The sequence below is a fragment of the Ruegeria sp. O5 genome (assembly GCF_056535105.1).
In genome coordinates, this window is the sequence record NZ_JBQERN010000014.1 from 11,398 (window position 1) to 34,814 (window position 23,417).

Below are 23,417 nucleotides of genomic sequence, written 5' to 3' on the forward strand. Positions count from 1 at the left end.
GTCTTTTTCTTCGTCTCAAATTCAAGACCCGGCACAATGTGTTTCAAAGCAGAAGCCTAGCCTAGGGTGGGTGCCTGTGCTACTGCGCAGAGGACGAATTATTGTCATAAGTACGGGGTAAGCTGTGCCCCACGTTTGTTAATGAGGAATTCGATGACGATCGGTATAACCGGCGTACAGACGTCGCCGTGGCGCATACTCCTCAAGAGAATATTGTTATGTGAAGCTGACAGTTCGGGTCCGGGCTGTTTGCGGTCTGTCTTGTGAGGAGAAAACCATGCGTATCGGGGTTGTTGGTGGGGCCGGGAAAATTGGCAAACTGCGGGTCGAGACCATTCAGGAATGCCCGGATACAACGCTGGCGGCCGTTCTGGATCTGTCTGAAGAAGCCGCCCGCAGTGTCGCCGGGGGCGCTCCTGTGTTCACCGACCTGAAGCGGTTTCTGGAAACGGATATGGATGCGGTCGTGGTATCAACCCCTCCGCATACGCATGAGGACCCATGTGTCAGCGCCCTGAAACACGGGATGCATGTGCTGGTTGAAAAACCCATGTCCAACAGCGCCGAAACCTGTCGTCAGATGCTGGCCGAGGCAAAGGCCGCAGGTCGGGTGATCGCCACGGGCTTCAACATGCGGTATTACCCCTCATTCGCTTATGTGAAAGACACCATAGCCAGCGGGGCAATCGGAGACATTACTCATATTCGTGCCTTTGGTGGGCATGACGGGCTGGCCCATTTTACCCATGACTGGGAATACAAGGTGCCAGAATCCGGTGGCGGAGCAATGTGGGATATCGGGATTCACATGAGCGATATCGTGCGTCACATGCTGGGCGAGGTGAGTTCGGTTTATGGTGTCGCCGGTGAACGTGTATGGAACCTGCCGGGTTCCGAGGACACCGCAGTTGCGATATTCCGAAATCCCGAGGGTGTGCCCGCAGTTTATCATGCCAGCTGGGGAGAATGGCGCGGATATGATTTTGCAATCGAAGTGCACGGGACACATGGCATGGTGATGGGTGCATATGCACCAATGAAGAATGTTCTTATCACGATGCCGGAACCCGGCGGGACGCCGACTACGACAACGCGCAGGTATTTCGACATTGCAGTCCGCGAAAAACTGTTCTCATGGAAGACAACGGCCAAGATTTCGTTCGCAGAGGAATTACGGGATTTTATCAAACTGTGCGATGGAGATTCGAGTGGCCGAATTGCAGACGGCAAGGCCGGGCTTCGGTCAATTGAAATTGCCAATGCGGTGATCGAGAGCAGTCGCACAAATCAGGTGGTCGAACTGCCCCAGTAAGAACTGGTATATTGCACCTGTTGTTCCTGGTTCATCAGCTTGCAATTCCGGCGCGTTTGGTGACCGGATCAGCGAAGGCCCGCTGTGAGCAGCCCGATCTGACTGGTCCAAATTGATTGTTAGTGCATCATTGGCCTGTGATCCATCGGGATGGTGGTTTCAGGCGCTGGTGGGCGGTAGCCCGGAGCACTGTGGGGGCGTTTTGTGTTGTAGTGTCTCCTCCATTGTTCGATCAGGATTTGTGCCTCGCGCAGGCTGTAGAAGATTTCGCCGTTGAGCAGCTCGTCCTGCATGCGCCCGTTGAAGCTTTCGCAGTAGCCGTTCTCCCAGGGTGACCTGGGTTCGATGTAGGCTATGGAATATATGGCTCAGCTGTTTACGGATCGCTTGCCGATCGTCATCGCGCGCCCCTTTAACTACACGGGGGGCGGGCAGAATGCCCAATTCCTTGTCCCTAAAATCGTGGCTCATTTCCGGCAGCGCGCCCCGCAGATCGAACTGGGTAACCTGGATGTTGCCCGGGACTTTTCCGACGTTCGCGATGTGGCGCGTGCTTATCGGGCATTGCTGCGTCCGGATTTGCGCGGGCGGCAGGTCAATATCTGCTCTGGAGTGGCGACCCCTTTGCAGGACATTGTGGATATGTGCATCGACATTACCGGGCACAATCTGACCGTGACCGTGAACCCCCAGTTTGTGCGGGCCAATGAGGTGAAGGAATTGATGGGGGGTGTCACGTTGTACCGCAGCCTCACCCAGGACGGGCCAAATTACGGCCTGAAGGAAACACTTGAATGGATGTTGATGTAAGCGCTTAAAATTAAGTGTTCTTACGCCATTTTTATGTTGTTTCGGGCTCTTCCCCCTGGAAATATCCAATCAATTCGCCAAAGGCCCACATCGTCACGATCAAGAAAACCAGCGGGGAAGCAGGCCAGAACTTGCGGAGATAAACGCGCTTGTGCATTTGGTTGCGCATATGCCGGGTAAACAGAACAAACGGTAACAGCGGAGTTACGGCTGCGCGGAAGGCGCGCAACCCGAACGAAATTTCGCCGGACCGAATGCGGGCATATTTACGGCCCCAATGAAACCATTCGCCCGCCAGTGTGAAGGTCGGAATACGCGGACGGTATTGGGTTGTTCTGGGGCGATCTGACAGAACCATTTTGTCACCGTTAGCCTGCAGGGCAGCATGGATGGAGGGTTCATAGAACCGATGTTCATACAGATGACGCAGTGCGCGCAGCTTGTCGGCGCGATAACACACATTGGTTGCTGATAGAAAATCTGTCTCACCGGTCGGTAGAGGGGCCATATAGCGCCCGAAGTCGCAGATATGAACGGCCCAGTTCCAGGTCGTATCATATCCGTTGTCAGCACACCCCCCGACCGCTGCGGCCCCGGTCTCATCCATCAGGTCCATCACCGAGGCAATCCAGGTTTCGGCCGGAATGCCGCGATCTTCGACAAGGCCGATCCGGCACCCGCGTGCGGCATTGATGCCCTCGGAACGGCGGATGTCCCAGAACCGGTGCAGATCAAGGGCGTTTCTTGGCACCATACCGCCTGCGAGTACCCCGAGATCGAGAAACCGGAAGCTGGGGAAATCATCTGCCATTCCGGCATCTTCAAGCGACAGCTGATCATATGGCACGATGACTTCCACCTTGTATTCACCAATCTGATTGGCAAGCGCATTCAGACATGCCCGAAGCGCGGCTCCCCCATCAACGATAGCCACAACGACAGAGATATCAGGTAGTGAAGGATCTGGATTGTTCATCACAGACATTTCTCTCATCGAACCTTGGACAGAGACCGACCGGCCCCGAACCAGTATCCGGCAACCTCACCCAGTCCCCAGGACAGTGAAAACGGGACCAGCAAAGGCAGGGAGGGCCACAACCGACGCACATGACGCCCTTTGGTTATGACGTTTCTGACCACGCGGTAATAGACGATCGGAGGCAACGCAAAAGCAACGAGCCCCATAATAAGCCTTTTACCGCTCGACTCCTCGCTGACCCGAGCTCCGGCGAAACTCTTGGAATACAGGTATCTCTGGGTCAGATACAGACCGAATGTATAGTGCATCTTATGCCCGGAAACGATGTCATTGCGCAGGGTCATAGAGATACCATCTGCGCGCATATGATCATGCAGGTGGTTTTCCCATTTGCCATCATCCAGCAGGGCATCGAACCGCTCCAGAACATCACGTCGGTAGACCGTGTTGTTGCCCGGAAGCCAGTCCGAGGGGCCATCATTCAGAGGGGGTAGAACGGCACTGTACTCGCATAGGAACGCCGCCCAATCGATCAGGGTCTCTTTGGCTTCATTATCGACAGGCCCGGCCACTACATCCGAACCGGCCGCGATTTCATCTAGCATCCGCCGGGTCCAGTTCGGCGGAACCAGCACGTGATCTTCAATGACCCCGATAGCATCGGCTGTCGCGGCCCGGATGCCTGTGGCGCGCATCTGAGGGATTGTAGCGTCCTCGGGGACTGCCAGAATGTTTACGTCTGGAAATTCTGTCTCAACATCCCGAATGAAGTCCGGGCCGAGGCGTATAACAGCGATAATCTCGGGTTGGGGGCCGGTCTGGTTCTGCAAAGCCGCGGCGCACCCACGAAAATCAGACAGAGAGTTGACGCATGGAATGACGACCGAAATCTGATGCTGCGTCATGTGTTTTCTCCGGTGTGAGCTGTATCCTTCGGGAGGATCTGACCATAGTCGACCATGGAAACGGAACTGCGTTTACATCTGGGTCTGAAAACCCCGGAGCGCGTTAATTTTTGTGGCATTTTCCGCACTAATAAATTCCTTTTCGATAAATTGTTTCTATATCAGGAGTTATTTTAGGGGCGCTTTTTAAACGCGTTTTCAAAACTGATCTCGGTCATTTCGGCAGCACGATTCCAAGTGAACTTTGCGGCCTGGCGTACGGCCTGCTTTGACAGGCGCGCATGAAGATCGTCGTCACTTAGCAACCTGTTTGTCTGATGGGCAATCGAGGACGCATCGGTTGGGTCAAACAGCAGTCCGCCATCGCCGACAACTTCTGGGACGCTGCTTGCATCAGACCCCAGAACCGGGGTGCCGCAGGCCATTGCTTCGACAGGGGGAAAGCCAAAACCTTCATAGAGCGAAGGGTGCACAAGCGCATGTGAGGCATTGATCAGAAGCGCCAGCTTTTCATCCGAAATCTCGCCGGTGAAAATGATCCGTTCTGACGCAATCACATTGGCTCGGGCCGAAGCCTGTAAATCCTCGACATTATCCCAGAACCGGTCGCCCGTTGTGCGCCCGACAATGGCCAGAAAAGCATCAGGATGTTGTTCCAGGATCATTGGCATCGCATGGATAAGGCGCAGCACATTTTTGTGGCGGTTAAAGCCGCCCACATAAACGAGAACACGGGCCCCGGGAGGAATGTTATATTCCTCTCGAATTTCTTCTATCTTATTGTTATCACTTATCTCTTTGAAAACGGGGGCCGCAGCCATCGTTGTCAGGTCAATCTTGTTGCGCGGAATGCCCAAAATGGATTGCAGGTCTCGGGCCGACGATTCAGAACCGGTGATGAACCGCGTGGCCTGCAATTTAGCGAGCGTGGTTTTTGCTTTCCACAGCGCAAAATTCAGTTTTGAGGGGAAGATCAAATCCGGAAAGCGTTCAGGGATCGTATCGTGGATACAGATGACTTTCGGGACCCGCGACAGCAGGGGATAATACGAAAAAACGGTGGGGTAAAAGAACACATCGCATCTCAGTCGGAGCGTTGCTTGATGCATCTGAAACCGGTTTGCCACATCTGATCCGTTCGGCATTGGCGCAACCACGATATCGACCCCCTGAGGAACCGGGTAAGACGGTTCCTGATCACAGATCAGGGTGTAACGAAACCCACTGTCCCGAGTTGCCAAAGCTTCGAGCACACCTCTTGTGAAGCGCCCAAACCCGCGCTCATTACGCCAAGTCGTCCCATCAATCCCGACATGCATGATGATACCCCGTACCTGCGAAATTCCTTAGCCCAACTGCTTCGAGCAGCGACGGAGGATTTAAATCCAAATCATGAGCTTACTCTATGGCAGGCAGAGCGCGGCCCACAATCATTTGATATCCCTGCATCCCTGTTGCTACATCATCGAGGCCAATTGAAGGGCGGATTCGTAAATGCACGCTGTAACGGAATCAGATGATCGACGGCATCTTCGGATCGCACAGATGTGCACGGATTTCGGAATGGGAGGGATTGCCAGACATGCCCTTGATCTGGGCATCTGGCTAAAAGGTCAGGGTCATGGCGTTTTCCTCGCCGGAACGCCGGGCGAATGGGCGGGGCAAAAGCACGAAGATGGCTTTCTGTCCATCCCGACACGCTATGTTGGGGCGGATGGTGGCAGGCTGATGCGCAGGCTTGCCCATACTGGTCATGGGGCGATTGCCTTGCGTCGCTGGCTTTCGAAGTCGCGTATCGACATTATTCATGCGCATGAATCTGCACCAGCATTGGTGGCGCTGTTGGCGCGGATGCATCTGAACATCCCGCTTGTCGTGACGTATCACGGGTCGGACCCACAGCGGATCAGGGGGTTTGGAAAGATTGCGCGCCATGCTGATCTGGTGGTGACGCCCAGCCATCGGGCCGCTGAGGATCTGGCCGAAATCGCCAATGTATCAAAGGACAAGCTTCGGGTCATAGGACTTGGGATCAAGCCACCGCCTGAGGACACGGATCAGGACGTTGCCGAGTTGAGAAAAACCCTGCTGCGCGGCGGTACGCATCTTGTCGTCTCTCTCGCGCGGGTGGCCTATCAAAAGGGTATTGACGTCTTGATCGATTGCGTCGCGCGTCTGAAGGATACCCACCCCGACTATCGCTTTGTTGTTGTCGGGGACGGGCCACTGGATCAGGAGATGCGGGCACTGGCAACACAGCGCGGTCTGGATGAGCATTTGTTTTTCGCCGGACGTACCGAGGTTCCCTATCGCTATTTGCGGGCAGCGGATCTGATGCTGCTGACCTCGCGGTGGGAGGCGCTGCCCATCTCTATTGCCGAAGCGTTCCAGGTCGGAACCCCGGTTGTAGCCACCGATTGTTCCGGTGTTCACGAGTTGGTGCATGATACGGTCGGCGCCTGTGTACCAATTGGCGATGTCGCGGCGATCACGCAGGCTGTTGAGCACATTCTCGAAGATGATCAAAAGCGCACCGGTATGGCGGCCAGTGCCCTGGAGAGATCGAAAGAGAGTCGATTTGATCCTGACCACATCAATCGGCAGATCGAGGCGCTTTATTTCAGTCTTCTTGAGTGAACAGCGGGCAAAAGCCGCATTCCCTTGCAGCATGCCCGCAACACAGCGTGTGAACAGGGCATCAGGGCAAGTTCCATCTTTCGATCACGGTATGGATCATGCTTTCATACTGGAAAGTCATTGGTAATCCGGTTTGAGTCACATGCAGTCTTTGCGCATTCTGATGTTCACCACATTTTATCCCCCCTATTCCTTTGGCGGTGATGCCATTGGCATTCAGCGCATGGCCCGGGCGCTGGTGGCGCGGGGACATGACGTGACGGTGGTGCATGACGAAGACAGCTATCTGATCCTGGGCGGCAAACCACAGCCAGAAGGTGCCCCGGACGGGGTCCGGCGGATCGGGTTGCGCAGTCGCAATGGCATGATGTCGAACCTGCTGACCCAGCAGCTTGGCCGCCCGGTTGTCCATGCCGCCCGCATCCGCGAGATACTGGCCGAGCGGAAGCCGGATATCATATGGCACAACAATACTTCGCTGATCGGCGGGCCCGGCCTGTTGCCGATGGGCGAAGGGCTGAAGATCTATGAGGCGCATGAGCACTGGCTGGTCTGTCCCACGCATGTGCTGTGGCGGCACGGGCGCGAGCTGTGCGATGACCGCCAGTGCCTGCGCTGCGTGCTGAATTACAAACGCCCGCCGCAGCTGTGGCGCTATACCGGGGCGCTGGACCGGGCATTGGATCACATGGACCTGATCATCGCCAAAAGCGAATTCAGTCGGGCCAAGCATCGCGAGTTCGGCCTGCGGCAGGAGATGCAGGTGCTGCCCTATTTCCTGCCCGATCTGGATCAGGACGCCTTGCCGGAACCGGCAGCACACGAACGCCCCTATTTCCTATTTGTCGGACGGCTGGAAAAAATCAAAGGGTTGCAGGATGTGTTCCCGGCCTTTGATCGTTATCCGGATGCCGATCTGCTGATCCTCGGAGATGGCGATTACGCGGATGAGCTGAAGGCACAAGCCGCAGGCAATGACCGGATCAAATTCCTGGGCCGCAAGACACCTGACGAGTTGAATGCCTATTATCGCGGCGCACTTGGATTGATTGTGCCCTCGGTTTGTTATGAAACCTTCGGTATCATCCTGATCGAAAGCTTCCGGTTGGGCACGCCGGTGATCGCCCGGCGGCTGGGTCCGTTCCCCGAGATCGTCGAGCGGGCAGGGGGCGGGGAACTGTTCGAGACCGAGGATGATTTGATTGCAGCGATGCGTAACCTTCAGCACCAGCCTGACCAGCGCGCAGTTCAGGGTGCTGCAGCACGTAAGGCGTTTCTGGAGATCTGGCACGAAACACCCGTGCTGGAGGCGTATGGCGCGGCGCTGGCGCGCGTGGCCCATGGTGCAGGAAACCAAAGATTGGCTGCGGCGCTGGAAGCTGGGGTCTTTGAAACCGGCGCTGGATAAACACCTCGGAGTTGTAACACTGTCAGGGGGCCAGCATTCCGATCCGGTGGGCGTTGGCCATGACCGAGAAAGTGATGGTTGTGGCCGGGATGCTTGGCAGGCATGAGGCATCGACCAGATGTACCCGTGACAGCCCTTTCGGTCGCCCCAGAATATCCGACTGCCCCGCACCAGGCGTTTTGGCCATGGGAACCGAGCCGCCCACGTGAAAGCTGGATCCCACATCGCCGGGGCGGCGGGCGAAACTCAGCGGCACAAGCCCTGCCAGTTTCAGAACCTGCCCCATGCGTGCCGTGGCGCGCGCCATGACCTGTTCGGTTTCGTCATTACCTTGCACGGTCGGGGTCAGCCGCCCGTCTGCGGCCATCGTTAGATCGATCCGGGCGGAATGGGCAGAATGTAAAAACGCCTGCGCCACGACCAGTCGTTGCGCCAGCAGCCTCCATACCGGGGCCGATCCGGGCAGTTTCGAGCCATAAGTATTGATCAGATCATGGGCATAGAACTCGTTCCAGGTATAGACCTGCGCGTGGACCAAATGCGGTGAGACCGCGGGGTCATCCAATTCAATGAAGATCTGCGGCAGGGTGTGATAGGGTCTTCGGTCCGGGCGCCGCGGCGCGCGCCAGCGGTGCAGGCTGGGCAGAAAGAAATGCTGACTGTCTTGCAGTTGCAAGCGGGCTGCGGAGTTCGGAGATGACGCCAGCATCAGCCGCGCGGTTTCCAGAACCCCGGCGGCGACAAAGATACGGTCGGCTTGCAGGGTTTCGCCGTCCTCCAGCGTGACCGTGACATGACCCGGGCGTTCCTCGAACTGGCGGACAAGACCGGTGCGATAGCGGAAATCCGGATTGTGACGCAGGACGTCAAGCGTTTGCCCGGACGCATAAATCAGACCCCAAGGGCAGCCATGCAGGCACTGGCCGCAATATTGGCAACCGGGTTCAACAGCCAGCCGCGCGGCACCGGCATGGGCTCCCAGTTTCGCAAGCATCGCTGCTTGGCGATCCAGATGCGTCAGCATCCGTTCGGCTTGCGGCGATGGGGTCAGAGGGGCGCGATCCTGCATCGAAAGGGTGGGGAACAGAGTCTGTAATGCGTCCACCCGACCGCTGATGGGAAGGAATTCCGCAACCGCGTGGTAATGCGGTGACAGATCGTCAATTTCGATCGGCCAGTCGGCGATATCTTCGGCGCGGTTGGGCAAGACGGCCGAGCCCCAGAGATTGGACAGCCCGCCTGTGGCGTGTGAGGCGCGCAATCCGATCCGGTCGGGCGATACCAGCGTTTCCGCCCCCGGTACCATGGCAAAATCCGACCCGAACCGGCGGACTTGCCCAGATGGCGTGTCGAACTGAGGAGTTTGCCAGGCTTTTACATCATCGGCGGACCAGCTTTCGGGACCGGCCGCGGCTAGCCTGTCACGGCGAGCCTGCGCCGAGCCTTCCAGTCTGCGCCCTCCATCCAGCATCAAAACCTGTCGCCCCCGCGCCAATAGGGCCTTGGCCACGGACACCCCCGATGGCCCCGATCCGATGACCAGATCGGTCACGAGGTTGGGCCCGTCTGTGTCGGGGTATGCGGCCTCATGCGGGAACCGGGCGCTTCATCTCGGCGACGATGTCATCGATGATCTGCTGCAGCGTTCGCATCGGGCGGAACCCGGTGACACGTTGCAGTTTCGAGACATCAGGCAGGCGGCGCTGCATATCTTCGAAGCCTTCGGGATAGACCGTGTCGTAAGGAACACATTGAATTTCCGAGGCAGAGCCGGTCGTTCGGATGACCTGTTCGGCCAGCTCGCGGATCGTGACCTCCTGATCGGTGCCGACATTGAAGACGTCGCCGCGCGCCTCGGGCAGGGTCATCAGACGGCACATGGCCTCGACCACATCGGCGACATGGCCGAAACAGCGTGATTGTTCACCAGTGCCGTGGACCATCAGCGGCGCGCCTTCCAGTGCTGACTTGACGAAATTCGGTAGCACCATCCCATAGCGCCCGGTCTGACGCGGACCGGTGGTGTTGAAGAACCGCAGCACCGTGACCGGCAGGTCGGATTCACGCGCGTGGGCCAGTGCCAGAAACTCGTCGAGTGTCTTGGCACAGGCATAGGACCAGCGCAGATTGCGGGTGGCGCCGATGGTCAGATCGCCTTCTTCCTGAAAGGGGAAATTGGTGCTTTTGCCATAAACCTCGGAACTGGAGGCGATGAACGTATGCGTCTTGTTCACCAGCGCGGCATCCAGCACGTTCTCTGTCCCCGCCACATTGGTCAGGATCGACCGGCTGGGTTCGTCCATGATCAGCTTGACCCCGACGGCCGCCGCCAGGTGGAACACTACATCTGCCGGATCGACCAGTTCGGCGACCAGCCCCCGGTCAAGAATGCTGCCTTTGACAAAAGTGAAGCCCGGATGATCCGCAACAGAAGCCAGATTGGACATCAGCCCGGTCGACAGATCGTCAAGGATCGTGACCCGATGCCCTTCACCGATCAGCCGTTCCGTTAAATGGGAGCCTATAAACCCGGCGCCGCCGGTAATCAGAATATGCATTTGTTTGTACCAGTCACTGTGTAAGAACCAACTTTACCACGATTTTCCCCGCACCATCGCACGGATGCCGCGCATTGCCCTGCGGGCCGTGAGATAGGGCCCGCCGCGTCCGGCAAGATGTGTCTTCCAGCGGGCGATGTTGTTGAAATAGAACATCTCGAGCCGGGGCAGGTCGTGCATATCATCCCCCGCTTTGGCCACGCCCAGCCTTGTGCCGACCGAGGTGTCGTAATGCTGCGCGACCTGTCTGAGCACGCTAGAGTTCGACGCGCCATAAGGCGGTGCGAAATGTCGGGTGGGCTGGCCAAGCCGGGCGGCAATGTCCTGGCCGGATCCGCTGACTTCCTCTTCCAGCATGAGCGCGTCCAGCGTGGTGAGATCGGGATGAGTGACACTATGCGCGCCAAAACAGACGCCTTCAGCTGCCAGCGTCTCGACCCTGTCCCAGCCCATCAGCGGGCGGGCAGGGATATTGCCTCCGGCCCAGCTGTCGCTGCCGCCCATCAGGCCCGAGGGCAGATAGACGATCGGGCAGAAGCCATGTTCGCGTAGGATCGGCCAGGCGGTATCGGCGAAATCCTGGAACCCGTCATCGAAACTGATGATGACCACGCGGGGGGCAGGCGGGTTGGCCAGCGCATCAGGTGTGACCACCGGCAGGCCCGAGTCCGCAAGCGCCTTCATCTGTGCCTTGAACACCTCGGGTGCAATCGAGGTTGGCCCCGGCGCATCCGAGATCGAATGATACATCAGGATATCGGCCTGCCAGGCGGACATGGATCAGTCTTCCACCACATGGGTGGCAAAGACCTCGCGATATTTGTTCCATTTCGCGCGGTCGACATGGCCCTTGCCGTCGATGCAATCCGCCGCGCCATAGGCCATGGCAAAGGCGTGATGGGTATTATCGTGGGCAAACAGGCCCTGCCGTCCAAATACGAGCAATCCATCCAGATTTGAGAGCCACTGATCCACCGTATCGAACCGCTCTTCATAGCCCATATCGTAAACCGGATAGGCGTGGCTTAGCCGCCGGGTTTCACAGCGGCGCACCGGAACCGTGACCGGCAGGCCCAGCTGACCCAGCCATTTGGTGAATTCCTGCCCCAGCTCCTCGTCGGACATGGACCACCATTTCTCATCCGGGTCGCAGGGCAGTTCGGCGCACAGCACGGTGACGCCTTTTGGCGTGCCGCTGGCGTTATAGTTCTTGGGCTCTGACATCCGGCTGATCGGGATCGAGAGTTCCGGGAAGTAATGTGCATCGAACTCGGTGAACTGGTCGGTCTCCAGCACCAGATACAGCAGGATCATGCCCCGGAAGCGGATCGCGCGAGCCGCCTCGACCACCTCGGGCGGCGGCGTGTCGATCAGGCGGGTCAGTCCGGTCAGCGGGATGGTCGACAGGATCAGATCGCCGGTCAGGCGCCGTTCACCCTCGCCCTCGCGGATCGTCAGGCCAGTGATGTGGTTGCCGTCCCTCTCGATGGCAGTGATTTCGGTGTTGAACAGGAAAGTTGCCCCGTTGCTTTCCGCGCTGTCCCGCATCGCGTCGGAAATCTGACCGAACCCCTTGCGCGGATAAAAGAACCGCCCGGCGGTTTCACTGCGCAGCCCTGGCAACAGACGCAGCATCTTCATCAGGATCTTGCCGACCGACCCGCTGCCGACCCGGCGCTCAGCCAGTTTCACGGCCAGCTTGTCCGGGTCCAGCCCCCACAGTTTGCGCACATAAGGGAAATAGAAATTGTCCGAAATCGTCGGCCCCAGCCCGTCATAAAGCACGGTCGAGAATGTCTCGGGCCCGGTGCTTTTCTTGCGGAACGGCTTCAGCACCATGTCGCCGATCAGCGACAAGGCAAAGGGTTTGGGCAGGCGCATCAGCGCGTCGGTCAGTTTCAATGGGAAGTGGATCCATTTTCCGCCCAGCCGGATGCGCCCGTGGCGCGGGCGCAGCAGCAGATCGTCCCCCAGCAGGGCTTTCACATCGGCCAGAACCTCAGGCTCTGCCGCCGGGTGGAACCGATGCGAGCCATAATCGCAGATCACACCCTCAATCGGGAAGGAAGCCGAATTGCCACCGGCAATAGCGGCGCGTTCGATTACCGTCACGCGGGCCTGCCCGGTTATCGCATGGGCCGCGGCCAGCCCGGCCGGTCCGGCACCCAGTATGATGATATGGGGCTTGTCGTCGCCGTTGGGTCGGGAAACATCCGTCACTTGCACTCTTCCTTTTGGGAATTTGCCGGGGTGCTGAACCGCATCCCGGACAGGGTCAGAACCAGCGCGCCAAGCCCGCCTGCCGTAAACAACACTACCTGCCAGACCAGCCCGGCGGCCACGACCGCAGGCGCGCTGGCGCCAAATGGGGCCAGAAACCCGGCCAGCGTGGCCTCGCGCAGGCCTAGTCCGTTCAAGGACACGGGCAGCACGGCGATGATCTTGGCCAGCGGCCAGGCGAAGATCCATGTCCCGGCGGCCACATCGACACCTGCCGCGATGGCCAGCCACCAGGCCAGTAGGACCAGCAGCAACTGGATCAGCACAGATGCGATGAAAGCGACTGCCAGCGTGCCGGGTTTGCGGCCCATCCCGGCCAGTGCATCGGCCAGACGATGGGCAAACCCCTTGCCGGGCAGGGATGGGACATAGCGCCAGGGCAGGGGCAGCAGGCGCGGCAAGGCGACCATACCCGCCAGCGCGGCCAGCAGGATCAGCGCCACGGGCCAGATCATATGCCCGCCCGCCGCGCTTTCCCATGTCAGGACCAGGCCCAGACAGGACAGGGTCAGCAGGGCGACCATGTCGATCAGCCGGTCAACGGTTGCGCCCGCGACGACCTGCGCGCCGTCTTTCATCGCGGCCTGCGCCAGACCGGCCCGCACCGTATCACCACCAATTGCACCGGGCAGGCACAGATTGGCGGCCAGTCCGGCAAAATGGGCCCGGATGGCCAGCAGGGGCGGAAGCCCCCGGTTCAGCAGCAGCCACCATTTCAGCGCGGCCCCCACATGGGCCAGCAGGAACAGGGTCAGCACGCATAGAAAGACCCAGATCGGGATCGACTTCAGTGCCGTCACGATGGCCTTAGCGGGAAGCAACCAGAACAGGATCGCCAGCACCACGACCGATCCGGCCACCCGGATCAGCCAACGCCGTTGACTTGGGTCGGAAAGCAGCCTGCCGCTCATGTCACGGTCTGAGGTGCAGCCGCGAGATCATGTCGGCGATCAGCCCCAGTGACCAGATCATGATCGCGGCCAGGAATGAGAACACTGCAGTTTCGCTGAGGTTCCAGTAGAACATGTCGATAATGAACTTCACCGTGCCCAACGTGAAAAATGCCAGACCCAGCGGAATGAACACCCGCAGAGGATTGAAGAGCGTGCTGATGCGCAGGATCAGGATGATGAAGTTCAGGAAATCAATCGGTCGGATTTTCGATTTGCCCACCCGTTTGCCGTATTCGATGGGCGTATAGATCATCCGCTTGCCATTCGACGTCATGCACAGCGTGATCGTGGTGGTGAACGAAAAGTTCTGCGGCAGCAGCGGCAGGAATGGGACCAACTCGGATTTGCGGAACACGCGCAGGCCCGAGTTCAGATCGTTGATCTTGCGCTCGGCCAGAAATGAAGCGAAGGCGAACAGGAATTTCTTGGCCGGCCTGCGCAGCAGCGGCACGTTTTTCATCGCCGCCCCCCGGTCGCCCACCACCATGTCCTGATCACGGCACATGGCCAGCATGCCCGGCAGATAGCGCGCAGGGTATGTGCTATCGGCATCCAGAATGGCCACATATTCATGCTGCGCCATCCGCACCCCGCGCTTGAGGCTGGCGCCATAGCCGGAATTGACGTCGTTGAAGGTAACGGTGGCACCACTGGCCTCGGCCTCGGCGCGGGTATTATCCTGGCTTGCATCGTCCACCACGATGATCTCGTAAGGGATATTCAGCGGCTCAAGATGGGTGCGCACGTCCTCGACAGTATGGCGGACGGCGTTTTCCTCGTTATAAGCGGGGATGACCACGCTCAGGCTCATGCCGGCGGTTTCCGATGCGACCAGCTCTTCAGATGTGGTGCTGTTCGTCACCATCGGCTCTGCGACTTTGTTCATGAAAATGAAAACCTTTTATTCACTTAATAGTCCCAGCCCCAGCCCCCGCTGCAAGATTTGCGTGGCGCATGGAACGTAACGGGCATAATTCCCTGTATTGCGTATAGTATTCGAACACGTACAGACTGAACATAGACAATAAATTTGACCAAATTCGACCGTTAAGGCGTCAAGTTTGTAATTACGTATACTGCACGCAGCAGGTGCAAGTGTTTGAGGCATGTGCCGCCTGGAACATGGCGGGGTGCGGGCAGCAGGAAGGAAACGGATGTCAGGGCGGCAGAGTTTCAGCAGCGGAGTTGCCTGGATGTCGGCTGGTATCTGGGTCGAGCAGGCGTTCAACTTCATCATTTTTGCCATTCTTGCCCGTATTTTAGGGGTCGAGGCCTTTGGTTTGCTGGCGATGGTTGCGGCCTTTGTGCTGTTTTCCGAGTTTCTGGTGCGCGAAACGATTTCCGACATTCTGCTGACCCGTGATGCGCTGTCACCAGAGCGGCTGAATTCGGTTTTCTGGTTGCTGGCGCTGCTCGGGGGTGTGTTGACAATTGCGCTTTATCTGGGCGCAGGGCTGGTCTCGAAATTCTACAATGAACCGATTGCGGGCGAATTGTTGATAGGATTGTCCCCAACAGTTCTGATGATTTCTCTGACGGCAGTGCCTGTGGCGATCCTGCGCCGGGAAATGAAGTTCCGTGTTCTGGCCATCCGCGCAGCACTTGGCGCGGCGGTCGGAGGGGTTGTGGGAATTGGCATGGCGCTGACCGGGTACGGGGTCTGGAGCCTGGTCGGTCAGCGGCTGGCGATGACAGCGACCAATATCGTGATGGCCTGGGGCGCAGTGTCCTGGCGTCCGGCTTTTCACGCGTCGCGGGATCACATGCGCAGGATTTTGCATTTCAGCCACCGGATTCTGGGCCTGCGCGCGGCGGAACTGGCGGCGGTGCAATCGCCTGCGGTAATCATCGGCGCGATGCTGGGGCCGGTGCAGGCGGGGTATTACGCAATTGCCTGGCGGGTGATCGAGACCGCCTCGTTCCTGATTATCACACCGCTGCGCACCGTGGCGCAGCCTGCCTTTGGGGCGGCTGCGCGCGATGGTGGTCCGGCGACGGATTTGCTGATCGACATCATGCGCCTGACCGGGTTTCTGGCCTTTCCGGCCTTTGCCGGGCTGGCGGTTCTGTCAGAGCCCGCGCTGGTCTTGCTGTTTGGTCAGAAATGGGCTCTGGCGGCTCCGGTCCTGAGCCTGATGTCGGTGTTCGGCATGTATCTGTGCGCCGAAAAGGTGCAGCAGACCTTTTGTCTGGCGGCAGGTCAGGCCGGGCGTCTGGCGGTTCTGTCCTGGGTCGAAGTGGCGCTGGCGGCGGCGGCGATCGTGGCACTGGCTCCGTATGGTTTGCCCGTCGTCACCGCCGGTTTTGTGGCGGTCTTTCTGCTGATCTGGCCGCTCAAATTCGCCAATCTGGGGCATATTGCAGGGCTGCCCGGCCCGGCTTTGATGCGGCAGCATCTCGCACCGTTTCTGCTATCTGCAGGAATGGCTCTCGCAGTGTTTGGAATTGTGCGGCAACTGGACGGGATGTCTCAGGTTTTGTGTCTGCTGATCGGCACTGCGACCGGAATGGTTGTTTATTGTCTGTTGGCTGCATTGTTTTTGCGTGACAGGTTGCGTCTGCTGATCGCAATGGTGCGCAGGAAAGAGGAAACAGGCCCCGAGATTGACCCGCAAGAGGTCAGTGGATAGCACATATTAATGCGCTACCCATCCTGGTTGATGAGCGGGACAGGCAGCTACCAAATCGGTGCGCCGAGGCGGAAATTGACAGCCTTCTCCGCGCCGTTGGATTTTTTGAGGTGAGCGGTGATGTTATTCTCCGCCTCCGAAGGGAGCAGCTCAAAACTGGCGATGGCCCTGTCACCGTTCTGTGTGAATTTGACCGCCTGCACCTCATCGCCATTGATCGTGATCGCTGCAGCCTGAACATCAGGCTCACCGATCCGAAGTTGGATATCAAGGGCGGTGTCGCGCCGGAGTGGGGCGTCCATAATCAATCGGGCAACCGACGGTGGGGCGTCGATTGCAAAAGCTCTGGTTCTGTCGTGGGAATTGGGGCCAAAACGGTAATACGCGGTAAACAGAATACCTGCCAATAACAGAAGGTATCCCCACCGGGTCCATCCCATACCACGCCAGATGCGCCTAAGTGGGCCATTTTGTGTGGCATCAGGGGCAATTCTGGCCGCGAAAATCAGGGCGCCTGTAAGGGCAAGGCCGGTGGCAATCAGGCCGAGAATAATCCATAGCGCCATCGAGAACGCGCCGCCCCAGGTGCCGAAATGCAGCATGTTCATCAGCTCTTTCCACTTCGCAAGCCCGCCCAAACCGTTCGGCGTCAGAACCCCCAGAACCTCGAGCGTCGCCGGATCCAGCGCAACGGAACTCATGCCGCGAAATTCTGCGATCCCTTCTACATGCCCGATAAAGACAAGGCTGTCGGCTTTGCTGCCGGGTATAAGCATCACAACAGGATCAAAACCGGACAGGGCCGCCTGGGCGCGGGCTTCGGCAATGTTTATCATCTCTGGCCCAAAGCCCGTCGGCAAAGCGGAGTCGCGAGGAGACGAGGGAGGAAGCTCTGGTGTTGTGCCACTCATTCCCAACCCACCTAGCATGAAATAGAAGCTGGTCAGGGCGATCAGGATCACAACCGGTGCGGACCACACAGCGGTGAGCCGATGCGCACCGCCTGCCCATGATCGTATTCCGTTCGAACGGCTGGGCCACCGGAAAAACCCTTTCCAGAACCGCCGATACGTAACGAGCCCGCTGATGATCTGTCCCAGCAGCAGGACCGATGTGGACGAAACCAGTACGAACATGGCCCGTTTCTCGGTTAGAAGCGTATCGTGCAAATCCCGCAATATGTTGCGAAAGCCTAGGTTGCGCGTTTCTTCGACAACCTCTCCGGTGGCCGGATCTGTCCAGAATGTTACCGCCTCACCCCAACCTGTGTTGCCATAGACCTGGTCCACGAACCAGGGGGTTGAGCGTTTGACGATCACGAAAGGCCGGCTTTGGGGATGGGATTCTTTGACACCTTCATAGATCATACCGAAGCTGGCGGTGCGATCTTCCTTGGCGATAGTGGTCCAGATCGCCGGACGGCCAATCGATTCAAGTTCGAATCCGGCCACCAGAAGGGTTCCGGTCAGAAACATGAATGCAAAAAAGAGAGATAATTGCAGGCCCATCCAGGTGTGGATCTGAAAAAGCGCATTACGGATTCTACGATTCATTTGAATTTTTCAGTCTACAATTCCTTAGTATACTAAAATCGATTAAGGCTCGGGAAACAATAGTCGCGCGGTAACGTTACCGGGTAGGACGGATTTAATCTTCTCTGTGGCTGCGAATACGCATTGTTGCATGATTTTTCTGCGGTGCAGATGTTGTGCGAATCCCAAACTTTGCGGGATGCTATGATTGTGTCTGCATATTGGGTGGGTAAGTGGTGCCGTTAGATGTTAGATGATGATATGAAAACAATTTCTGTTGTCTCTCCTTGCTTCAACGAAGAAGACAACGTGGCAAATTGCTACGAAACCGTTAAGGCGATTTTTGAAAAAGAGCTGCGGGGTTACAGGTGTGAGCACGTCTTTGTCGACAATGCTTCGACCGATCGTACCGTGGAAATCCTGCGTGGGATCGCCGCCAAAGACAAGAATGTAAAAGTGGTAGTGAACGCCCGCAATTTCGGTGTGTTTCGATCCGCCTTCAATGGGCTGCGTTATGCCGGGGGGGATGCGATTGTCGTCATTCTGCCGGTTGATCTGCAGGACCCGCCCGAAATGATCCCGGAATTCGTACAGTTGTGGGAAAGCGGGTATGATGTGGTCGCGGGTGCACGGGCCAGCCGTGAAGAAGGCTTTATGATGCGCTGCGCACGATCGGCGTTTTATACGATCGTTAACCGATTGTCAGACGTGACGATGGAATCATCTGTCGGTGAGTTCCAGTTGATCGATCGCAAAGTGCTCAAGGCGGTGTTGTCGCATCGGGATCATTACCCGTATATCCGTGGCATTATAGCAAGCTGTGGGTTCCGCCGGGTGATTGTGCCTTATGTCTGGCGGGCTCGGGCACGGGGGTTGTCCAAGCATAATCTGATGGCCCTGACGGATCAGGCGCTGAACGCTATTTTCGCCTTCACGCGCGCGCCAATGCGGTTTTGTACGCTCAGCGGTCTGGTCATTGCCATTGGCTGTATCCTGTTTTCCCTTATTGCCACAGTTTTGTATTTCCTTAACCCCGAGCAGGCCCCGCGGGGGACAACGACCATTATCGTAGCGCTGTTTTTCCTGTCGGGTATCCAGATGTTGTTCATCGGTATGCTTGGGGAATACATTACCTCGATCCACAACCAGGTGCGCGGCGGACCGATCGTCACCGAGCAGGAACGTATCAATATTGATGGTCCCGCACGGGATCCTGCGCTGGTCAAAGAAGAACACATGGCATGAGCCTCCGTTCAAGTCAGTTTCTGTGGGGTCTTATTGGCCTTTTCGTATTGGGGTGTGGTCCCGCGTGGGCCGCAGATCCTCCGACCACCAATGCAACTCTGCCCGAGCTGCGCATATGGTTTGGGTGCATGGTGGTGGCCTCGGTGTTTTTTCTGGGCTTCTTCTGGCTGCGTGGTCAGGTTCTGTTTGGCTTTCTGAGTGCAATAGCTCTTTTGGGCGGCGCAGCCCGGCTGTGGCTGACGCAACCGCTTTGGTTTCCACGCCTTGAGATTTCTGCGGACCCGCCTGAGAACCTGATCATGCTGGCGATACTGACGATGCAGGCGGCGGTGATCGGCGTTGTTCTCATACGGCCTGCAGGGCGCGCAGCCATAGGCGGTCTTTTCGCCAAAGCGGGGATATTTCGCCTGTTTCAGCTGATGGTTCTGGTTGCGGTTTTCGGCCTGTCGGCAACTCCTTATATCGCCTATGGCTATCATGTGGCCTATGGCTTGCAGATCGGTGTTGGCGGTGTGTTGTCACTGGTTCAACTGGCCACGATACTGGCCATGTTTGTTGTGGTTGGGCCAGACCACATGCCGCGAATCCCGGTGGCTGGTTTGGCGGTGTTTGCGACTTTGGTCAGCGCCATACTGGCCTGGACGGCGTTCGATCAGGTGCCCCATGTCGAGGATGAGCTGGCCTATCTTTTTCAGGCACGGACCTTTGCGGCTGGCACGCTCTGGGCTCCGGCCCCGCCCGAAGCGGCACACCCCGCGCTGGAATATTATCTTCTCGAAATACATGAGGGCAAATGGATCAGTGTTCCGGCACAGGGCTGGGCCATGGTTTTGAGCCTTGGGGTGCTGGTCGGGGCGCCATGGGCGATCAATCCGATCCTGACCGGGATATCGGTTTGGCTGGCCCATGACATTGTCCGCCGGGCAATCAGCCGGGAACGCGCGGATATGGTCGCGTTGCTTATGGCAACCTCACCCTGGGTGCTGGCTGTTGGGGCCACGCTGATGAACCACGCGCTTATGCTGGTGACGATCTTACTGGCCTGGTGGTGTTTGATCCGGGCCGGAGAGGGGTCTGCCCGCCGGGCGGTATTCCTGGCATTTGCCGCCGGGTTGGCCTTGGGATGGGGATTTGTCACCCGACCGTTGGACGGGTTGATCGTGGGTGGTCTGACAGGCCTGTGGGTGCTTCGCCGACTGCCTGCCGGGATCGGGCAAGTGCTTGCCTGTGGTGTCGGGGGCATCCTGTCCGGGTCTGTCGTTTTTCTGGTCAATCACGCGATCACGGGCGATCCGTTGTTAACCGCACAAGCCGACTATCTCAGCCGTCTGTGGCCGGACACGCAAAACGCATTTGGATTTGGGGAAAATGTGGGCCCGCCCGCCCAAAGCTGGGGGGCGCTGGATATCTGGATCGGTCACAGCCCCGCCGAAGCCGTGTTGAACCTGGTCAACGCGCTTGCCTCGCTTAACCTCGAACTTCTGGGCTGGACATTCGGGTCGCTGGTTCCGCTCTGGATCGTCTTTATCTGGCGCAAAAAGCTGACCGGGTTTGACCGTGCGATGCTGGTGATCTTTGCTGCCCTCGTGGCTGTTCTGTTCTTCTATTGGTTTACAGGCACCTTCTACCTCGGACCGCGCTATTGGCACACGGCATTGCTGCCTATCCTGGTTTTGTCTGCGGCTGGGATCGAGGCGATCAATGATCGGTTGCCCGAGCAGTATCGCGGCCGCCTGCATTGTGTTGTTCTGCTGCTCTGCGCCATTTCGGTTGTCAGTTTCACATCCTGGCGCGGTGTTTCGAAATATGACGGATATGGCGGGTATAGCGGTGACATCAGGCGACAGGTTGAAGCCGCTGATCTGGGCAATGCGTTGATTTTTGTCTCGACAAAAGGAGACATCGGGTCTGCGCTTTATCTCAACGATCCGTTCCTGCCGCCGGATAAGCCAATTTTCCTCAACGATCTGGGGCCGGATCAGAACGCGGCTATTATCGCTGCCTTCCCCGGACGCGAGGTTGTCTACCTGAGCGACGCAGACTGACACGCCCCGGGTCAGTCGGGTTTTCCCGAGCGCAATTACTCAGCAGCGTGCTGGTTTTCGGCGGCCACAAAGTTGCGTCTGAAGTCATTGGCAAACATCGTCCGCGTAAAGCGTCCCAGCCCCGAAGCATGTTCACCAAAGGTGTCGATCCGGGACAGCAGGGTCGTTTTTATGCGTGGATCGACCTGTGTCTGGAAATTGCGCGGCGCGTCGAACTGATGATCGGTCAGAGTACCCTCATACCCCGAGTTCCGCCAGGCTTCGACATCAAAGGATGAACTCCAGACCGGCTCGTTCTCCAGGCTCTGAGAGAAGGGCACATGCAGCATCACGGCGCTGTAATAGTTGATGATCGTGTCAAGCATGGCATGCGCTTCGTGATCACCTTCATCCAGCAGGTCCGAGATGGCCCGCTTCAGGAAAATAAGCGCTTCGTCCAGTACAATGAACCGGCCAATCATCGAGTATTTGCTGAGCAGATTGCCCCCCAGTTCACCGCTGATCAGGTCATCGTAATTGTCCTGCGCCCAAGCCACGCAATCGGCCCGGGTTTCAAACAGCTCAGCCTGGTTCTCTTCCAGATAACCAGCCACTGCATTGCGGAACGGCTCCGGTGCCTGATCCAGAATCTTTTGCATATGCTTGATGATCTGGAACGGTCGGATGTCCAGAGAACGCGCCAGCCGGAAGGCTTCTTCGAAATTGTCTTCATAATAGAAGATCGTCAGAAGCAGATGGAAAACACGGGTATCCAGGTAATCCTGGAACGAGAAATTCTCGGACTGGACCACCATTTCCTCGGTCTCGACCACGGTTGGACCGTTATATTTGCCCAGGCATCGGGCAACGACCCGGTGCAGGGTCTTGAAACCAAATTCTTTGCGGCTGTCAGGATTGGCCAGTGGCGCGCCATGCAACAGCATCAGCTGGTGTGCCGCCACCCGGCTGACACCGGTTTCGATCAGCTTGTCGACCGCATCCATAAAGGATTCCTTGGTCTCACCCGGCATGCACAGGATCAGCTCGCCATAGGATTGCATGCCCTTTGAATGAAGCTCCTGCTGTACCTCGGTATAAGTATCCAGGCTGATGTTGTCGCGTTTGATGTTCTTCAGAACTACCGGATTCAGGGACTGAACCGATGAGGTCATTGGCAACCGGCCCTTGGCCTTGCGCATCACCTTGATGATCCGGTCGCCGCGGTTTTTGCCGGTGGTTGTCCGGATATATTTGGGCCAATCGTATTTATCCATCAGATGGCCCAGATAGTCGGCCACCTCTTCGTCCTGCACATACATGCCGAAATTGTCGTCAGCAAAGCACAAGGGGCTGGCATGGTTGATGCGGGCCACGATGTAATCCAGATCGGCCTTGGTACGTTCGAACGAATGGCGGAAGACTTTCGAGTTCGATTTGACTGCCGAGTTGCAGAAGGCACAGGTGAACGGGCAGCCGCGGGCCAGCTGCATCAGTGCAAACAGGCCGGTATCAAAGAACTTGTCCATCAGCCCGGCAAGATAGGGTGACGGGATTTCGTCCAGATCGCGGATGCGGGGCGGCTCGCTCCCGCGCAGGATCTCTCCGGTTTTCGGGTGCACGTAAAGCGCGCCATCAACGGCCTCTTCCCACATGCCTTCGCGGCGGGCGCCAACATCGATGAACCGTTGCAGCGTACTGAGGAATGCACGCTCGCCCTCATAGGTGGGGCCGCGCACATGCATGTCGATCTGTGGCATGGTCCGGATCCAGCTGTCCTGTTCTTCTTCGGTCAGTGGAAAATTGGGGCCGCCCATGAGGGTCAGAACATTGGGATTGATCGCCTTGACGTAATCCGCAAAGGACAAGGCCAGGTGGTGGTTCCAGGAATAGCTTGAGAAACCAATGATGTCGGGTACCGCCGCATCAATGGCTGCCTTCAATTCCTGAGGGTCGCGGAAGATTGCAACCTCGATCGATGTCGGGCTTTTCGCATAGGCTTGGGCGAAAGTCGCAAGATTGCCGACACCTAATGGGTAGGTGTCTGATGTTGCGGTAACGAGGTTATGTCCAAGATCAGCAAGATAAAGACGCATTGACGATTATCCTTCCAGCACTGGTACCAAATACATTTAACAGTCCATATC

18 protein-coding genes and 1 pseudogene are annotated in these 23,417 nt (G+C 57.7%); 7 read left to right on the top strand and 12 right to left on the bottom strand.

The genetic code is table 11. The features are described 5' to 3' along the window. The first annotated feature begins 277 nt into the window (after positions 1–277). Positions 278–1,312 carry a Gfo/Idh/MocA family protein gene (locus tag ACR0M3_RS15605; protein ID WP_480484471.1) on the top strand — a complete coding sequence of 345 codons (1,035 nt, stop codon included), beginning with the start codon at positions 278–280 and terminating at the stop codon, positions 1,310–1,312. Between the two features lie 119 nt (positions 1,313–1,431). Here the strand turns inward: ACR0M3_RS15605 and ACR0M3_RS15610 are convergent. Then, positions 1,432–1,665: pseudogene (locus ACR0M3_RS15610) on the bottom strand (integrase core domain-containing protein); the annotation flags it as partial. Between the two features lie 10 nt (positions 1,666–1,675). On the opposite strand from ACR0M3_RS15610, the gene ACR0M3_RS15615 reads away from it, so the two are divergent. Then, complete coding sequence (locus ACR0M3_RS15615; RefSeq protein ID WP_480911582.1) at positions 1,676–2,122, top strand: GDP-mannose 4,6-dehydratase; 447 nt, start codon at positions 1,676–1,678, stop codon at positions 2,120–2,122. Positions 2,123–2,153: 31 nt separating this feature from the next. Here ACR0M3_RS15615 and ACR0M3_RS15620 read toward each other — a convergent pair whose 3' ends face one another. From ACR0M3_RS15620 to ACR0M3_RS15630, 3 genes are all read right to left on the bottom strand, one after another. Next, on the bottom strand, positions 2,154–3,098 hold the full coding sequence (locus tag ACR0M3_RS15620; protein WP_480911584.1) for a glycosyltransferase family 2 protein: 945 nt from the start codon (positions 3,096–3,098) through the stop codon (positions 2,154–2,156). Between the two features lie 14 nt (positions 3,099–3,112). Beyond that, complete coding sequence (locus tag ACR0M3_RS15625; RefSeq protein WP_480911585.1) at positions 3,113–4,006, bottom strand: glycosyltransferase family 2 protein; 894 nt, start codon at positions 4,004–4,006, stop codon at positions 3,113–3,115. Positions 4,007–4,179: 173 nt separating this feature from the next. After that, positions 4,180–5,325, bottom strand: a complete 1,146-nt coding sequence (locus ACR0M3_RS15630) for a glycosyltransferase family 4 protein (protein WP_480911587.1) — start codon at positions 5,323–5,325, stop codon at positions 4,180–4,182. A gap of 175 nt (positions 5,326–5,500) precedes the next feature. On the opposite strand from ACR0M3_RS15630, the gene ACR0M3_RS15635 reads away from it, so the two are divergent. After that, the gene (locus ACR0M3_RS15635) at positions 5,501–6,643 is read left to right on the top strand and encodes a glycosyltransferase family 4 protein (RefSeq protein WP_480484476.1); all 1,143 of its coding nucleotides are present in this window, start codon (positions 5,501–5,503) and stop codon (positions 6,641–6,643) included. 142 nt (positions 6,644–6,785) lie between these two features. Next, a complete protein-coding gene (locus tag ACR0M3_RS15640; RefSeq protein ID WP_480911588.1) occupies positions 6,786–8,051 on the top strand; it encodes a glycosyltransferase in 1,266 nt (421 codons plus the stop codon). Positions 8,052–8,073: 22 nt separating this feature from the next. Here the strand turns inward: ACR0M3_RS15640 and ACR0M3_RS15645 are convergent, their stop codons facing one another. The 6 genes from ACR0M3_RS15645 to ACR0M3_RS15670 are packed head-to-tail and all read right to left on the bottom strand — an operon-like array spanning position 8,074 to position 14,728. Then, a complete protein-coding gene (locus tag ACR0M3_RS15645) occupies positions 8,074–9,603 on the bottom strand; it encodes a GMC oxidoreductase (RefSeq protein ID WP_480911590.1) in 1,530 nt (509 codons plus the stop codon). A 34-nt stretch (positions 9,604–9,637) separates the two neighbouring features. Beyond that, entirely contained in the window at positions 9,638–10,609 is a 972-nt protein-coding gene (locus ACR0M3_RS15650; protein ID WP_480529129.1) for an NAD-dependent epimerase/dehydratase family protein, read from the bottom strand. Positions 10,610–10,642: 33 nt separating this feature from the next. After that, positions 10,643–11,386 (bottom strand): polysaccharide deacetylase family protein, encoded by a 744-nt coding sequence (locus ACR0M3_RS15655; RefSeq protein ID WP_480911592.1) that lies wholly within the window; start codon positions 11,384–11,386, stop codon positions 10,643–10,645. Between the two features lie 3 nt (positions 11,387–11,389). Further along, positions 11,390–12,829: a protoporphyrinogen/coproporphyrinogen oxidase gene (locus ACR0M3_RS15660; RefSeq protein ID WP_480911594.1), complete on the bottom strand. Its 1,440-nt coding sequence runs from the start codon at positions 12,827–12,829 to the stop codon at positions 11,390–11,392. Then, positions 12,826–13,800, bottom strand: a complete 975-nt coding sequence (locus ACR0M3_RS15665; RefSeq protein WP_480911596.1) for a lysylphosphatidylglycerol synthase transmembrane domain-containing protein — start codon at positions 13,798–13,800, stop codon at positions 12,826–12,828. Before ACR0M3_RS15665 ends, ACR0M3_RS15660 begins: the two co-directional genes overlap by 4 nt. 1 nt (position 13,801) lies before the next feature. Continuing rightward, positions 13,802–14,728, bottom strand: a complete 927-nt coding sequence (locus tag ACR0M3_RS15670; RefSeq protein WP_480911598.1) for a glycosyltransferase family 2 protein — start codon at positions 14,726–14,728, stop codon at positions 13,802–13,804. Between the two features lie 307 nt (positions 14,729–15,035). On the opposite strand from ACR0M3_RS15670, the gene ACR0M3_RS15675 reads away from it, so the two are divergent. Beyond that, entirely contained in the window at positions 15,036–16,472 is a 1,437-nt protein-coding gene (locus ACR0M3_RS15675) for a lipopolysaccharide biosynthesis protein (RefSeq protein WP_480484420.1), read from the top strand. 47 nt (positions 16,473–16,519) lie between these two features. Here ACR0M3_RS15675 and ACR0M3_RS15680 read toward each other — a convergent pair whose 3' ends face one another. Beyond that, positions 16,520–18,025, bottom strand: a complete 1,506-nt coding sequence (locus ACR0M3_RS15680; RefSeq protein WP_480911600.1) for a PepSY-associated TM helix domain-containing protein — start codon at positions 18,023–18,025, stop codon at positions 16,520–16,522. A 240-nt stretch (positions 18,026–18,265) separates the two neighbouring features. On the opposite strand from ACR0M3_RS15680, the gene ACR0M3_RS15685 reads away from it, so the two are divergent. Next, positions 18,266–19,249, top strand: a complete 984-nt coding sequence (locus ACR0M3_RS15685; protein WP_480911601.1) for a glycosyltransferase family 2 protein — start codon at positions 18,266–18,268, stop codon at positions 19,247–19,249. Next, complete coding sequence (locus ACR0M3_RS15690) at positions 19,246–21,294, top strand: glycosyltransferase family 39 protein (RefSeq protein ID WP_480911602.1); 2,049 nt, start codon at positions 19,246–19,248, stop codon at positions 21,292–21,294. The genes ACR0M3_RS15685 and ACR0M3_RS15690 overlap by 4 nt, the downstream gene beginning before the upstream one ends. A gap of 35 nt (positions 21,295–21,329) precedes the next feature. Here the strand turns inward: ACR0M3_RS15690 and ACR0M3_RS15695 are convergent, their stop codons facing one another. Then, positions 21,330–23,366: a B12-binding domain-containing radical SAM protein gene (locus ACR0M3_RS15695; protein WP_480484424.1), complete on the bottom strand. Its 2,037-nt coding sequence runs from the start codon at positions 23,364–23,366 to the stop codon at positions 21,330–21,332. Between the last annotated feature and the right edge of the window lie 51 nt (positions 23,367–23,417).

What these genes read in the sequence shown, in the direction of transcription:
- ACR0M3_RS15605 (WP_480484471.1), top strand. Translation starts at nt 278, where the DNA reads ATGCGTATCGGGGTTGTTGGTGGGGCCGGGAAAATTGGCAAACTGCGG.
- ACR0M3_RS15615 (WP_480911582.1), top strand. Translation starts at nt 1,676, where the DNA reads ATGGCTCAGCTGTTTACGGATCGCTTGCCGATCGTCATCGCGCGCCCC.
- ACR0M3_RS15620 (WP_480911584.1), bottom strand. Translation starts at nt 3,098, where the DNA reads ATGAACAATCCAGATCCTTCACTACCTGATATCTCTGTCGTTGTGGCT.
- ACR0M3_RS15625 (WP_480911585.1), bottom strand. Translation starts at nt 4,006, where the DNA reads ATGACGCAGCATCAGATTTCGGTCGTCATTCCATGCGTCAACTCTCTG.
- ACR0M3_RS15630 (WP_480911587.1), bottom strand. Translation starts at nt 5,325, where the DNA reads ATGCATGTCGGGATTGATGGGACGACTTGGCGTAATGAGCGCGGGTTT.
- ACR0M3_RS15635 (WP_480484476.1), top strand. Translation starts at nt 5,501, where the DNA reads ATGCACGCTGTAACGGAATCAGATGATCGACGGCATCTTCGGATCGCA.
- ACR0M3_RS15640 (WP_480911588.1), top strand. Translation starts at nt 6,786, where the DNA reads ATGCAGTCTTTGCGCATTCTGATGTTCACCACATTTTATCCCCCCTAT.
- ACR0M3_RS15650 (WP_480529129.1), bottom strand. Translation starts at nt 10,609, where the DNA reads ATGCATATTCTGATTACCGGCGGCGCCGGGTTTATAGGCTCCCATTTA.
- ACR0M3_RS15655 (WP_480911592.1), bottom strand. Translation starts at nt 11,386, where the DNA reads ATGTCCGCCTGGCAGGCCGATATCCTGATGTATCATTCGATCTCGGAT.
- ACR0M3_RS15665 (WP_480911596.1), bottom strand. Translation starts at nt 13,800, where the DNA reads ATGAGCGGCAGGCTGCTTTCCGACCCAAGTCAACGGCGTTGGCTGATC.
- ACR0M3_RS15670 (WP_480911598.1), bottom strand. Translation starts at nt 14,728, where the DNA reads ATGAACAAAGTCGCAGAGCCGATGGTGACGAACAGCACCACATCTGAA.
- ACR0M3_RS15675 (WP_480484420.1), top strand. Translation starts at nt 15,036, where the DNA reads ATGTCGGCTGGTATCTGGGTCGAGCAGGCGTTCAACTTCATCATTTTT.
- ACR0M3_RS15680 (WP_480911600.1), bottom strand. Translation starts at nt 18,025, where the DNA reads ATGAATCGTAGAATCCGTAATGCGCTTTTTCAGATCCACACCTGGATG.
- ACR0M3_RS15685 (WP_480911601.1), top strand. Translation starts at nt 18,266, where the DNA reads ATGAAAACAATTTCTGTTGTCTCTCCTTGCTTCAACGAAGAAGACAAC.
- ACR0M3_RS15690 (WP_480911602.1), top strand. Translation starts at nt 19,246, where the DNA reads ATGAGCCTCCGTTCAAGTCAGTTTCTGTGGGGTCTTATTGGCCTTTTC.
- ACR0M3_RS15695 (WP_480484424.1), bottom strand. Translation starts at nt 23,366, where the DNA reads ATGCGTCTTTATCTTGCTGATCTTGGACATAACCTCGTTACCGCAACA.